Annotated in this window: 13 protein-coding genes; 8 read left to right on the top strand and 5 right to left on the bottom strand. The window is 53.4% G+C overall.

Going from position 1 to position 13892, the window contains the following annotated elements; all coding sequences use genetic code 11:
* Positions 1 to 2: 2 nt before the first annotated feature.
* Positions 3 to 560, bottom strand: coding sequence for an RNA polymerase sigma-70 factor (locus tag BOC67_RS11575; protein ID WP_291910418.1), 558 nt, complete (start codon positions 558 to 560; stop codon positions 3 to 5).
* A gap of 201 nt (positions 561 to 761) precedes the next feature.
* On the opposite strand from BOC67_RS11575, the gene BOC67_RS11570 reads away from it, so the two are divergent.
* From BOC67_RS11570 to BOC67_RS11535, 8 genes are all read left to right on the top strand, one after another.
* A complete protein-coding gene (locus BOC67_RS11570; RefSeq protein WP_291910417.1) occupies positions 762 to 3170 on the top strand; it encodes a glycoside hydrolase family 3 N-terminal domain-containing protein in 2409 nt (802 codons plus the stop codon).
* A gap of 132 nt (positions 3171 to 3302) precedes the next feature.
* Entirely contained in the window at positions 3303 to 4661 is a 1359-nt protein-coding gene (locus tag BOC67_RS11565; RefSeq protein WP_291910416.1) for an acyl-CoA dehydrogenase family protein, read from the top strand.
* Between the two features lie 118 nt (positions 4662 to 4779).
* Complete coding sequence (locus BOC67_RS11560) at positions 4780 to 5535, top strand: SGNH/GDSL hydrolase family protein (RefSeq protein WP_291910415.1); 756 nt, start codon at positions 4780 to 4782, stop codon at positions 5533 to 5535.
* A 17-nt stretch (positions 5536 to 5552) separates the two neighbouring features.
* Positions 5553 to 6401, top strand: coding sequence for an alpha/beta hydrolase (locus BOC67_RS11555; protein ID WP_291910414.1), 849 nt, complete (start codon positions 5553 to 5555; stop codon positions 6399 to 6401).
* A gap of 103 nt (positions 6402 to 6504) precedes the next feature.
* The gene (locus BOC67_RS11550) at positions 6505 to 8562 is read left to right on the top strand and encodes a copper-translocating P-type ATPase (RefSeq protein ID WP_291910412.1); all 2058 of its coding nucleotides are present in this window, start codon (positions 6505 to 6507) and stop codon (positions 8560 to 8562) included.
* 78 nt (positions 8563 to 8640) lie between these two features.
* A complete protein-coding gene (locus BOC67_RS11545; RefSeq protein WP_291910409.1) occupies positions 8641 to 9780 on the top strand; it encodes an SPFH domain-containing protein in 1140 nt (379 codons plus the stop codon).
* Between the two features lie 45 nt (positions 9781 to 9825).
* A complete protein-coding gene (locus BOC67_RS11540; RefSeq protein ID WP_291910407.1) occupies positions 9826 to 10947 on the top strand; it encodes a hypothetical protein in 1122 nt (373 codons plus the stop codon).
* A gap of 265 nt (positions 10948 to 11212) precedes the next feature.
* Positions 11213 to 11779 (top strand): DUF4142 domain-containing protein, encoded by a 567-nt coding sequence (locus BOC67_RS11535; protein WP_291910405.1) that lies wholly within the window; start codon positions 11213 to 11215, stop codon positions 11777 to 11779.
* Positions 11780 to 11964: 185 nt separating this feature from the next.
* On the opposite strand, the gene BOC67_RS11530 is transcribed toward BOC67_RS11535, so the two are convergent.
* The 4 genes from BOC67_RS11530 to BOC67_RS11515 all read right to left on the bottom strand — a co-directional run bounded on the left by BOC67_RS11530 (position 11965) and on the right by BOC67_RS11515 (position 13882).
* A complete protein-coding gene (locus BOC67_RS11530) occupies positions 11965 to 12375 on the bottom strand; it encodes a DUF6691 family protein (RefSeq protein ID WP_291910403.1) in 411 nt (136 codons plus the stop codon).
* A gap of 29 nt (positions 12376 to 12404) precedes the next feature.
* Positions 12405 to 12983 carry a YeeE/YedE thiosulfate transporter family protein gene (locus tag BOC67_RS11525; RefSeq protein ID WP_291910401.1) on the bottom strand — a complete coding sequence of 193 codons (579 nt, stop codon included), beginning with the start codon at positions 12981 to 12983 and terminating at the stop codon, positions 12405 to 12407.
* 87 nt (positions 12984 to 13070) lie between these two features.
* Positions 13071 to 13343 carry a GNAT family N-acetyltransferase gene (locus BOC67_RS11520; protein WP_291910399.1) on the bottom strand — a complete coding sequence of 91 codons (273 nt, stop codon included), beginning with the start codon at positions 13341 to 13343 and terminating at the stop codon, positions 13071 to 13073.
* 89 nt (positions 13344 to 13432) lie between these two features.
* Positions 13433 to 13882 (bottom strand): (4Fe-4S)-binding protein, encoded by a 450-nt coding sequence (locus tag BOC67_RS11515; RefSeq protein WP_291910396.1) that lies wholly within the window; start codon positions 13880 to 13882, stop codon positions 13433 to 13435.
* Positions 13883 to 13892 lie beyond the last annotated feature (10 nt).

The raw sequence follows: 13892 nt of genomic DNA, 5'->3' as shown, positions 1-13892 counted from the left end.
TATTACATTAAAATTTTTATCATGAGTAAGGCAGCGGCCGGCAGGCCGTAATCAGCCAGGTATTTACGGAGGATCTTCAGGGCTCTGCCCATGTAGTTCTCCACTGTTTTTGCGGACAGGCCGAGGTCCGCCGCGGCCTGCTGATGGGTCATCCCCTGCATACGGCAGCGGGTGAAGACTTCCCGGCATTGTGGCGGCAGGTTGGCAATCGCTTCATGGATCAGCTGATCGAAGTAAGGTTTGACGGCTTCCTTTTCTTCCTCGCGCGGTTCCTCGCTGACGTCCGCCAGTTGGATAAAGCCTTTTTTATTGTTCTGTTCCACCTGCTGCTTGCGCAGCACGGTGATGGAATTATTGCGCACTGCCCTGTAGAGGTAAGGCCTGATGTTGGGCAGCTGTATCATATCCGGATGCTTTTGCCAGAGCTTTATAAACGTTTCCTGCACTACGTCTTCGGCAGCCGCATCATCGTTCAGGAAGCTGTAGGCATAGTTACATAACTCGTTGTACAGTGCGTGAAAAAGGTCCTTGTATGCTTGATAAGAAGGTGATGTAATCATTTAACCTTCACGGAATTTTAATGATGAATGCCGCTAAAGTAGCGTTTTTACATCATATAAAAATGCCGTTACTGCCGGGAGGCCCGCCGGGACTAACCGTACCTCATTTTTTCCCTTTGTGTTTCAGTTAATAATTTTATCTTGGGCCTTCTTTGCAATCCATTGCAAAAGACTTAAACCGTTATAATTTATTATCAGCAAATGAAGCTCAGGATTACTGCAACGGGGCTGCTGGCTGCGCTCACGGTACAATATGCCGCGGCGCAAAAGCAACAGCCCATCTACCGGAATGGCTGGATTGATTTCAACAAAAACGGCAAAAAAGACATCTTCGAAGATCCCGCTCAAACCGTGGACGACCGCATCAGGGATTTGCTTTCGCAAATGACGCTGGACGAAAAGACCTGCCAGATGGCGACGCTGTATGGCTATGGTCGTGTGTTGAAAGATGAAATGCCCACGCCGGAATGGAAGAACAAGGTTTGGAAAGACGGCATCGCCAATATTGACGAGGAGCTGAACAGTGTAGCCAATAACAAAAAGGCGCAAACGAACCTGTCGTTTCCCTACAGCCGGCATGCCGCTTCCATCAATACGATTCAGAAATGGTTTATTGAGGAAACGCGGCTGGGGATCCCGGTGGACTTTACCACGGAGGGCATCCACGGGCTGAATCATGACCGCGCTACGCCGCTGCCGGCGCCGATTGGCATTGGCAGCACCTGGAACCGCAAACTGGTACACCGCGCCGGGGAAATTGCCGGCCGGGAGGCTAAACTGCTCGGCTATACGAACGTGTATGCGCCCATCCTGGACCCTGCCCGCGATCCGCGCTGGGGCCGCGTGGTGGAATGCTACGGGGAAGATCCTTTCCTGGTGGCGGAACTGGGCAAGCAGATGACCATCGGTATCCAATCGCAGGGCGTGGCTTCCACGCTGAAGCATTTTGCCGTGTACAGTATTCCGAAAGGCGGCCGCGATGGCAACGCCCGTACGGACCCGCATGTGGCGCCAAGGGAGATGCACCAGATTTACCTGTATCCGTTCCGCCGCGTGATCCAGGAGGCCAGGCCCATGGGCGTGATGAGCAGTTATAACGACTGGGACGGGGAGCCGGTAACCGGCAGTTATTATTTCCTCACGCAGCTGCTGCGCCAGGAGTTTGGGTTTGACGGCTACGTGGTATCCGATTCCGATGCGGTGGAATACCTCTTCTCCAAGCACCATGTAGTGCCGGATTATAAGGAAGCGGTGCGGCTCACCGTGGAAGCGGGGCTGAACGTACGCACCAACTTTACGCCGCCGGAAGATTTCATCTACCCGCTGCGGGAGCTGGTGAAGGAAGGCAAGGTGAATATGAAGACGATTGACAGTCGCGTAGCGGATGTACTCCGCGTGAAATTCCGCCTTGGCCTGTTCGACCACCCTTATGTGGACGAGAAGCTGGCGGATAAAAACGTGCATACCGCGGCGGACGATTCCTTTGCCCTGCAGCTGAACCGCGAATCCCTCGTATTGCTAAAGAATGAAAAGAACACCCTGCCGCTGAGCAGGAGCGCGATAAAAAATATCCTCGTGACCGGCCCGATGGCCACGGCAGTGAGCCATGCGAATAGCCGGTACGGCCCTTCCAACAACCCCGTGATTTCCGTGCTTGACGGCATTCAAAAACTGGCCGGTAAAGGCATTACCGTTAATTACAGCAAGGGGTGCGACATCGTGAACCCGGGCTGGCCCGGCACAGAGGTGATCCCTTCGCCGCTGAGCGCGGAGGAGCAGGCGGATATAGCCGAAGCCGTTAGTAAGGCGAAGGAAGCGGATGTAATTATCGCGGTTGTGGGGGAAGATGATAAACGCGTTGGGGAGAGCTTGAGCCGCACGAGTTTGGATTTGCCCGGCCGGCAACTGCAATTGCTGCAGGCCCTCCATGCAACGGGCAAGCCGGTGGTGGCCGTGCTGATCAACGGTCAGCCCCTGACCATCAACTGGGAGAACCAGTATTTACCGGCGATCCTGGAAGCCTGGTTCCCCGGGCCTAACGGCGGCATTGCCGTAGCGGAAGCCCTCTTCGGCGATTACAACCCGGGCGGCAGGCTTACCGTTACCTTCCCGAAAACGACGGGCCAGCTGGAACTGAACTTCCCTTACAAGCCGGGATCCCACGCGGATCAGCCTTCCAGCGGTAATAACGGTTATGGACGTACGAGTGTAAACGGGCCGCTGTATCCATTCGGTTATGGGCTCAGCTATACGACTTTTGCATACAGCAACCTGGTGGTAACGCCGGAGCAGCAGCGCCAGCAGGGGGATATACAGGTGAGCGTGGAAGTGACCAATACCGGCAGCAGAACCGGGGATGAGGTGGTGCAGCTCTACATGCATGACAAGGTAAGCAGCGTAACCACGTATGTATGGCAGCTGCGCGGCTTTGAACGCGTGACGCTGCAGCCGGGCGAAAAGAAGACCCTGCACTTTACCCTGCATCCGGACGACCTGGCCCTGTTGGACAAGGACATGAACTGGACGGTAGAGCCGGGCGAGTTTGAGTTCGCAGTTGGCGCCAACTCCGAAGATCTCAAGCTGAAGAAAACCATTACTATCATCCGATAGCATAGTTTGATTTTTTAGGTCAGCCCCGGCACCCTGTTGCCGGGGCTTTTTTTGTATGACCGCCACCCGTTGCCGGCACTGCGGTGTAACTGCTCCCTAAAAAAATCGTATATTCATTTAAAACCATGTTATATGTCAGGAACTTTCTCCAAGCTCAGAAATGCGTATCAGCTCTTTAAAAGTATTGACTTCAAGCAATTGGCCAAACTCTCCGAGAAGGTAGACCTGCCTAAGGTCATGCAGTCCGTGGCCCAGATGGATGAAAATCAGCTCAACGGGTTGATGAAGATGCTGGGAAGCCGCGGCAGTAAAAAGAAAGAGCCACCTGTTGACGGGGACTTTTATAATATCAGCGAACGGCTATCGCCGGAGGACCGTGCCTTGCAATTGCAGGTGAGGGAGTTTATGGAGAAGGAAATCCAGCCGCTGGTAAATGAGTACTGGCTGAAGGCGGAGTTCCCGTTTGAAATAATCGAAAAATTCAGGGCCCTTAATATATGCGGCGTGACCTATGACGGGTATGGCTGCCCTAACCGGTCTTACCTGATGGAGGGCATCATCGCGATGGAAATGGCCCGGGTGGATGCGAGTATTGCCACCTTCTTCGGGGTGCAGAGCGGGCTGGCGATGGGCTCCATTTACATGCTGGGATCGGAAGCGCAGAAGTCGGAATGGCTGCCTAAAATGCAGCAGCTGCATTGCATCGGGGCATTTGGATTGACGGAGCCGGAAGTAGGTTCCGGCACTGCGGGCGGACTAACGACTACGGCTAAACGCGAAGGAGATACCTGGGTGCTGAACGGGCAGAAGAAATGGATAGGCAATGCCACCTTTGCGGACGTGATTGTGATATGGGCGCGCGACGTGGATGACAACCAGGTGAAGGGATTCCTCGTGAGGAAGGAGAACCCCGGCTTTGCCGTAGAAAAGATGCAGGACAAGATGGCGCTGCGCATTGTGCAGAATGGCCTGATCACGCTTACGGATTGCCGCGTACCGGAATCGGACCGGCTGCAGCATGCCAATAATTTCAAGGATACCTCCCGCGTGTTGCGCATGACCCGCGCCAGCGTGGCGTGGGAAGCGGTGGGCTGCGCCCGGGGCGCTTATGAAAACGCGCTGGCGTACACCCGTAAACGGAAGCAGTTCGGCAAGCCGATTGCTTCTTTCCAGTTGATACAGGGGCATTTGGTGGAAATGCTTTCCAACCTCACGGCCATGCAGACGATGGTGTTCCGCCTGTCCGAACTGCAGGACCAGGGCGCGCTGAAAGACGAGCATGCCTCCCTGGCGAAAGTATTTTGTACGCTGCGGACACGCGATATTGTAGGACGCGCGCGGGAAGTGATGGGCGGTAACGGGATATTGCTGGAATACAATGTGGCCCGGTTTGTAGCGGATGCCGAGGCGATATATAGTTATGAGGGTACGAAGGAGATCAATTCGCTGATTGTGGGCAGGGCGATTACGGGGTCGAGCGCATTTGTGTAGCCGTGGGCCTGCGGCTTTGCATTGCGTAGTGGCCTTCATGGAAATTTTTCCCTTTTAAAACAATCTATTTTCTATTTTTATCCGTTCACTGATAAAAACTGAAAATAAATACTCCGTTATGAATACATCCGACCGTCGTAGTTTCCTCCGAAACGTATCGCTGGGAAGCCTTGCTGCCATTAGTTTACCCAACATTGTGTCCGCCGCTACCGCGGGCGCGAAGCCGGCAAAAATCCAGCTGAAAAAAGATTATACCATCCTCTTCCAGGGCGACTCCATCACGGACGTGGGCCGTAAAAGGGATGCAGAAGGCCCTAACAACGGGGCTGCATTAGGCGGGGGCTATGCCTTCATGGCCGCTTCGGAACTGCTCTGGCAGCATCCGGATAAAAATCTTTCCATCTACAACCGGGGCATCAGTGGTAACAAAGTGTACCAGCTGGCCGAACGGTGGGATGCGGACTGCCTCAACCTGAAGCCGAATGTGCTGAGCATCCTCATTGGCGTAAACGATTACTGGCATAAACACAACGGCAAGTACGACGGTACTTCCAAAGTGTACCGTACGGATTACGACAAGCTGCTGGACCGCACCAAGCAAAAGTTCCCCGATCTGCAACTGATCATTGGCGAACCTTTTGCGGTGAAAGGCGTGAAAGCGGTAGATGATACCTGGTATCCCGAATTCAATGAATACCGTGCGGCGGCAAAAGAAATTGCCGATAAATACAAAGCGGCCTTCATTCCTTACCAGGCTATTTTTGACAAGGCAATCCAATCGGCCCCGGCCAGCTACTGGACAGGTGACGGCGTGCATCCGTCCCTGGCAGGCGCGCGACTGATGGCGCAGGCATGGCTGGATTGCATTAAATAACTCCTATACTGCCGCCCATGAAAAAAATAATATTGGTTTGTATGATGATGAGTGCAGGCGTTAATACAATGGCGCAACAGGTGAAAAATATTCCGCTGTGGCCGGGCAATGCGCCCGGCGAAACAGTGAAGGCGCCCATGAAAACCTCTCCGGATAATAAGGGAAATGTGCTGCGTATCGCCGAGGTAACGGATCCGTTCATCTCCGTATATCCGGCCCCGGCAGGAAGTACGCAGGATGCGGCGGTGATCGTTTGCCCCGGAGGCGGGTACAACATCCTGGCGCTGGACCTGGAAGGCACCGAGATAGCGAAGTGGTTTAACTCCCTCGGCTATACGGCGTTTGTACTGCATTACCGTGTGCCGCAGAAGCAGGCCGGCGCGTTGCAGGATATCCAGCGGGCGATCCGGCTGGTGCGCTCCAAAGCGGCCGACTACCACATCAACCCGGAGAAGGTAGGCGTACTGGGCTTTTCCGCAGGCGGGAGCCTGAGCGCAAGGGCAAGCACGTTGTATGATGAACAGCAATATACGCCGGTGGATGCCGCGGATCAGCAGAGCGCCAAACCGGCATTTGCCCTGTTGATTTACCCGGCTTACCTGGACAAAGGACCCGACAGGAAGCTGACGCCGGAGTTGAAAGTAACCGCGGCCACGCCGCCGATGTTCCTCTTTGCCACGGCGGACGACCCCTATGGGAACAGCGCCCTGGTGATGGCTGGCGCATTGCGCGACGCAAAGGTGCCGGTAGAGCTGCACTTCTATAATAAGGGCGGGCATGGGTACGGACTGCGTAAGGGAAACCCCGCTGCCGAGGCATGGCCCGCGCTGGCGCAAGCCTGGCTGAAGCAATTTGATAAGCGATAATTAATTTTCTCCCTAAACAAAAAAAAAGAACCGCTACCCCGCGGTTCTTTTTTTATATAACAATTACGGACCCCAGTTGTATTAATAAAAAAGAACAGGAACTATGGACCCACATCAACATCATGGGCATCACCAGGCGCATGGCCATGCCGAACCCGAACACGGGCATATGCACCACGATATGCCGCCAGGGCAGCATGCGATGCATGGCACGCACGGAATGCATGGCGGCCATGACCATGCCGGGATGATCAACGATTTTAAGAAACGTTTTTATGTAGTGCTGGTGCTGACGGCGCCGGTCATGTTACTGTCGAAAATGATCCAGCACTGGCTGGGAGTGGAACTGAGCTTTCCCGGCGATCAATACGTGTTGCTGGGGCTCAGCACCATCATATATTTCTATGGCGGCTGGCCCTTCCTCACCGGCGCGAAGGACGAGCTGGCGGCCCGTAATCCGGGAATGATGACGCTGGTAGGCTTCGCCATTACGGTGGCTTACATTTACAGCGTGGCGGTGTTGTTTGGGTTACAGGGTATGGACTTCTTCTGGGAGCTGGCTACGCTGATCCTCATCATGCTGCTGGGCCACTGGATTGAAATGAGCGCGGTGGCCGGCGCCGGGAGGGAACTGGAATTGCTGGTAAAACTCATGCCTGCGGAGGCGCATTTGGTGAGGGGAGATAGGGTGGAAGACGTGGCCACGGGCAGCTTGCAACCGGGGGATATCATCCTGGTAAAGCCCGGGGAGAAAATTGCCGCGGACGGCGTTGTGGCTGAAGGGAGTAGCTATGTGAACGAGTCGATGCTGACGGGGGAGTCGAAGCCGGTGCAAAAATCCGCCGGGGACAAAGTGATCGCCGGGGCGATCAACGGCAACAGCGCTTTCCGCGTGAAGGTGACGCACAACAGCGCGGAATCCTATCTCTCGCAGGTGATCAAGCTGGTGAACGACGCGCAGCAGGCTAAATCCGGCACGCAGCTGCTGGCGGACAAAGCGGCGCGGTGGCTGACGGTGATTGCCATTGCCGCCGGTATCCTCACGTTTTTAGTATGGTGGCTGACCGGCAGTTCCCTGGCTTTTGCGATGGAGCGGATGGTGACGGTGATTGTGATTTGCTGCCCGCATGCACTGGGCCTTGCCGTACCGCTTGTGGTAGCGCGTTCCACCACGATTGCCGCGCAGCATGGGCTGCTGATAAAGGACCGTACTGCGTTTGAAAACTCCCGCAAAATTGATACGCTGGTATTTGATAAAACCGGAACGCTTACCGTGGGTAAGTTTGAAGTAACTGACATGGGCACTTTCGGGGACGGCTATACGAAAGAACAGGTGCTGTCGCTGGCGGCTGCCGCGGAGCAACAATCCGAGCATCCCATTGCAACGGGGATCGTGGCCAGGGCAAAGGAGTTGCAGCTGCAGCCGCCGGCAGCAACGGACGTGCAAGCCCTTGCCGGCAAAGGCATCCAGGCGAAAGTAGGCAATGATGAGGTACTGGTGGCATCGCCGGTATATGCGCAGGAACATTACCATGCGCCGGCGGTGGATACAGACGGCACGGGCACTTTGTCGTATGTGATTATCAATGGTCAGCCCGCGGGGTACCTGTTATTATCCGATGAGCTGCGCCCGGAATCCGCCGGCGCGGTGCAGCAACTGCGGCAGGAAGGCATCAGCACCGTGTTGCTTACCGGCGATAACAGGAAAGTGGCCGGCGCGGTAGGGCAAAAATTGCAGCTTGATAAGGTGATTGCGGAGGTATTGCCGCATCAGAAGCTGGAACAGGTGAAGGCGCTGCAGCAGGAGGGAAGGTATGTGGCCATGACGGGAGATGGCATTAATGACGCGCCGGCGCTGGCGCAGGCCAACATTGGCATTGCGGTGGGCTCCGGGTCGGACATTGCGGCGGAAACGGCGGGTATTGTGTTGGTGAACAGCAATCCTGCTGATATTGTGAGCCTTATACAATTCGGAAAAGCTACCTACCGGAAAATGATACAAAACCTGGCCTGGGCTACGGGCTACAACCTGGTGGCGATGCCGCTGGCGGCAGGCGTACTGGCGCCCTGGGGAGTGATATTGAGTCCGGCTGTTGGCGCGGTGCTGATGACAGTGAGCACGGTGGTTGTTGCCATCAATGCGAAACTGCTGAAATTATAACAATTCATTATGTCTACATGAACTAAATAATTCTATAAATTTGGCAGACATTTAACTCTGTATTAAAAACCTGTCTACATGGGATTATTTGATAAACTGCGGAATGAATTTATTGACATTATTGAATGGACAGACACGACGTCTGACACCATTGTTTGGAAATTTCCCCGTTACCAGAATGAGATTAAGCAAAATGCAAAACTGACGGTACGTGAATCGCAGGTAGCGGTGTTCATGAACGAAGGTAAAATTGCTGATGTGTTTCCGCCGGGCATGTACACGCTGAATACGCAGAACCTCCCTATCCTTGCTACTTTGCAGGGATGGAAGTACGGGTTTAACAGTCCCTATAAAGCAGATGTATTCTTTGTAAGTCTACGCCAGTTTACCAACCAGAAATGGGGTACGAAGAACCCCGTGATGCTGCGCGATGCGGAATTTGGTCCGCTTCGTGTACGCGCTTTCGGTAGTTATGCATTCAAGGTAAAGGACGCTGCTGAATTCTTAAAAGACATTGCGGCGACGAACCCTGAATTTACCGTGGACGGCATTAACGAGCAACTGCGCAACCTGGCCGTATCCCGCGGTATGGACGCGATTGCGGAAGCGAAGATTCCCGTGCTGGACCTGGCAGCCAACTACGATGAAGTTTCGCAGATCATTACCGATAAGATCCGTCCAGAGTTCAACGAACTGGGACTGGAGCTGACAAAATTCCTGATCGAAAATATTTCCCTGCCGCCTGAAGTGGAAGCAGCGCTGGACAAAAGAAGCAGCATGGGCATTGTGGGCAACCTGGGCGCATATGCACAGTTCCAGGCAGCCAACGCGATGGAGAAGTCCGCGGAGAACCCTGGCGGTGGCGGTCTTGCCGGCGCGGGCCTGGGCCTGGGTATGGGCGCGGCCATGATGGGGCAGATGGGAAATGTATTCCAGCCGAATCAGTTTAACCCGGTATCCGGCCAAACCGGCGCAGCAGGGGCTCCCGGCGCGGGCGCCGTACCGCCGCCGTTGCCGACGGCCATATCCTTTTATGTAGCGCTGAACGGGCAGCAGGCAGGCCCTTTTGACCAGGCGCAACTGCAACAGCTGGCGGCATCCGGACAGTTCAACGGGAATTCGCTCGTATGGAAAGCCGGTATGGCCGCATGGGCAGCCGCATCCTCCGTGCCTGAGCTGGCGCCGGTTTTAGCGACTGTGCCACCGCCGTTACCATAATTATTCAAGGAGGGTTTTCCCTCCAAATATTTTGCAAGCTTCCCTATGTCATTTGAGGAAAAAACAAGTGAAACGGTACAATCGCTGAAGTGCCAGAACTGTGGCGCCGTGCTGCATTACGCACCCGGTACCAACAGCCTGAAATGTGAATATTGCGGTACCGTTAATGAAATTGAAAGTGAGCCCGACCTGGCCATCAAGGCCATCGATTATAAAACCTTTATAGCGGCGCAGGAAGCGCATACCAATGCCACGCAGGTAGCGCAGGTAGTGAAATGTACTAACTGTGGCGCCTCTACGACGTTGCTGCCGAATGTGACGGCAGATTCCTGCGCCTTCTGCGCTTCGCCGCTGGTGATAGACCATGCGCAAACCACCACCATGCTGGAACCGCATTATGTACTGCCGTTTAAGGTAAAGGATAATGAGGCTTTGCAGTATTTCAGGAACTGGATGAGCAAACTTTGGTTTGCGCCATCGGACCTGGTGAAGAAGGTGAAGGATGGTTCCTCCCAGCAGCTGAAAGGCGTGTACATTCCGCATTGGAGTTATGATGCAGAAACGGATACCGCGTACACGGGTCAACGTGGGGAGTATTATTACACTACGGAAACCTATACGGAAACGGTAAACGGCCGCGAAGAAACCCGTACGCGCCAGGTGCGTCATACCGCGTGGTATCATGCCTCCGGCCGTGTGCAAAATGAATTCCGGGATGTGCTGGTATCCGCCAGTCCGTCGTTACCGCAAAAGATGGCGATCGTACTGGAGCCCTGGAAGCTGGAAGAATTGAAGAAATACGATGGCCGTTACCTGAGCGGTTTCAGGGCGGAGCTTTACCAGACCAATGCCGAGCAGGGGCTGGTGCAGGCGCAGCGCCGTATGGACCCGATCATCCGGGATGAGATTTGCGCGGACATCGGCGGGGATGAACAGATTATCGATGATTACGACATCAGCTACGATTCGCTGGCGTTGAAGTACATCCTGCTGCCCGTGTGGATCAGTGCCTATAAGTACAATGAGAAGGTGTACCATTTTGTGGTAAACGCGAGTACAGGAGAGGTCACCGGCGACCGGCCATATAGCTGGGTGAAGATTGCCGGGCTGGTCATTACCATTATACTGGCCATTATTATCATCTGGCAGCTGGCGGCTCAACGATAAAAACTTTTTTATTATTCTTAAAAAGGGATCAGGGTGGAAAACCCTGGTCCCTTTTTGATTTGAGGGGGGCGGAGGATTTCCGTGCGGACACCGAATCGGGGAATATAGTCTACAAACGCGGCCGTTTTAACAGCTGGCGGAATTGTGTGGATTTGGTTTGAAGTTCGCTATGGGTAAGGGTTTTAAAGGATGAGTCCAAATTTGCGGTATCTTTTTTGGAAACAAGAAGCTGAACCTATTAATTCATCATTCAAAACAATCGGCTATGAAAAAGACCATATTTTTAGCGACCGCATGCCTGGCTGTAGGCCTGATCCAATCCTGTGGCAATGGCGCCAATAACAACAAGGAAGCACAAACGGACAGTGCCCAGCAAATCAACGAAGCGGTAAAACCAGTAGATGATAAATCCTCTGAATTTGCCGTGAAAGCAGCAAATGGCGGCCTGCTGGAAGTGGCCATGGGTAAGCTGGCGCAGGAAAAAGCCACCAACCCTCGTGTAAAGGAATTCGGTAACATGATGGTAAACGATCACACCAAAGCAAACGATGAACTGAAAGCGCTTGCTACCAGCAAAAATATTACGCTGCCTGCTTCATTGAACCCGGAAGACCAGAAGCATATCGATGAGCTGGCAAAGAAATCCGGTAAAGATTTCGATAAGGAATACATGAAGATGATGGTGGATGACCACGACCATGATGTAAAAGCTTTCGAAGACGCTTCCAAAGACCTGACAGACGCTGATCTGAAAGCCTTTGCCACCAACACGCTGCCAACCTTAAAAGCCCACCAGGATTCTGCGACGGCGATTAAGGATGCACTGAAATAGTTTAGTTCAAGTGTTAATTATAGGTGCTGTTTGATTGGAACTGCAAACCTCAAACGGCTTGTCCCTGGTACCGGTACAGTGCCAGGGATTTTTTATGTGGGTATCAATGCGGCAATTTTTTTTGCAAGCAGGAACTCTTATTTCAATGCGGCAATTTCTTCTCCCAGGGGCCCGTACCGCTTATATCAATGCGGCAATTTCTTCTCCCATAACCCATACACCCACGTGCCGCCAATGGCGCTCAACAGGGTGATCAACACTACCGTAAAGCCCAGTCCTATCTGCGCGAAGAGCGGCCCCGGACAAGCGCCGGTGATAGCCCAGCCTATGCCGAATATCAATCCACCGAAAATCTGCCCTTTGTCAAATTTCTTTGGCGGGATGGTAATCGGCTGTCCGTCGAAGGTTTTGATGCCGAAGCGTTTGATGACCTGTATGGAAATCATGCCGGTGATGACGCCAACGCCAATAACGCCGTACATATGAAAGGAGGTAAGCTGGAACATTTCCTGGATGCGGAACCAGCTGATAACCTGGGCTTTTACGAGGACGATGCCAAAGAATATTCCGGCGATGAGGTATTTAATATTTTTCATGAAGTTGGTATTGTTTGGTTGAATGACCCTCAGGCATTGAGCCATTGAAAGATCCAGGGAATAATCACATTGGCGCTGAAGAACCCGCCGGCCATAAAGCAAATCGTTGCTACGAGGGATGGCCATTGCAAATTGGACAGTCCCATGATGGAATGGCCGGAAGTACAGCCGCCGGCATAGCGGGTGCCAAAGCCGATCAGGAAACCGCCGATGACAAAAAAGATCAGTCCTTTCCAGGTAAACAGGTTGCTCCAGCTAAAAATTTCAGCCGGTAATAGTTGGGAGTAGTTAGTGAGGTGATAAGCCTGCAACCGTTGCTGCGTGGCCGCAGCTACTTCAATGGGCGCATTCCCGTTCAGGAATGTTGCAGCCAGGAAAGCGCCGATGAGGATGCCGGCTACAAAAAAGAGGTTCCATGCCTGCGCTTTCCAGTCGTACTTAAAAAAGGAAATATCCGCCGGGAAGCAGGCCGCGCATATTTGCCGGAGCGTGGAGGAGATGCCGAGGGTTTTATTACCAAGGAGCAACAGGAGCGGAACGGTGAGCCCGATCAGGACGCCGCCCGCGGCCCAATGCCACGGCTGCTGGATAAAGTGAATAATTTGCATAGGGGTGTTATATAAAGCTTTGATGTAATTTACCGCATAAATTGAAAAAGCGCAAAGGCGATGCCCTTGCGCTTTTTTAATTTGGTGTTATAAGAGGTCGTTATATTCCGGGTGCCGTTTCATATAGGCGTGTACGTAAGGGCATAAGGGCTTCACTTTCAGGTTGTTTGCCCTGGCGTATTCCAATACGTATTTAGCCAGCGCGGAGGCAATGCCTCTGCCTTCCAGCTCCGGGGGCACTTCCGTGTGTACGTAGGCGATGCCGCCGGGGTAGGTTTGGTAAATGATAAATCCCGTATGTCCGTCTACGGTAGTTTCGAAACGGTGTTTCTCTTTATTTTGAATGATATTGTATTCCATGTTATGATGCTGGTTTTATTTATTGATTGGAGCCGTGGGTTGTTGTGTTGCCGGTTTGTCCCTGAAATTAACCTTGCAGCCCTGGCTTGTTATGTTGCCGGTTTATCCCTGAAATTAATCTTAAGATGCGTACCGTCGCAATACGGCTTGTTAGACGAAGCCCCGCAGCGGCAGAACGCCGTCACCTTATTCTTACGCGTTTCATGTCCTTCCGCGTCCTTGACCACAATATTGCCATACACCAGCAGCGGCCCGTTGGGGAGCGGCTCCACGATGCTTTCCGCCTGGATGTCCGGCGCTACGCCGCCTTCGGCCGCCACCTCGCTGTTGAGGTAGTAGGTAAGCGCGCCGGAAGGGCATTGCTTTACCTGGTTGATGATGCGTTCCGTGCTGGCGCCTTCGGCGTTGATCCAGGGTTTGACGTGGGGATTGAATACTTCCGGCTGGCCGTGGAAGCACATTTCCGAGTGTATGCATACATTCGGCTTCCAGACGATGGTTACCTCGCCGTTCGTATATTTTTTGGTGATGTCTTTCATAAAAATCTCC

Source organism: Chitinophaga sp. CB10, assembly GCA_001870995.2.
Classification (GTDB): domain Bacteria; phylum Bacteroidota; class Bacteroidia; order Chitinophagales; family Chitinophagaceae; genus Chitinophaga.
The sequence above is the reverse complement of the archived record's forward strand: the minus strand, read 5'-3'. Positions and strand labels throughout refer to the sequence as shown.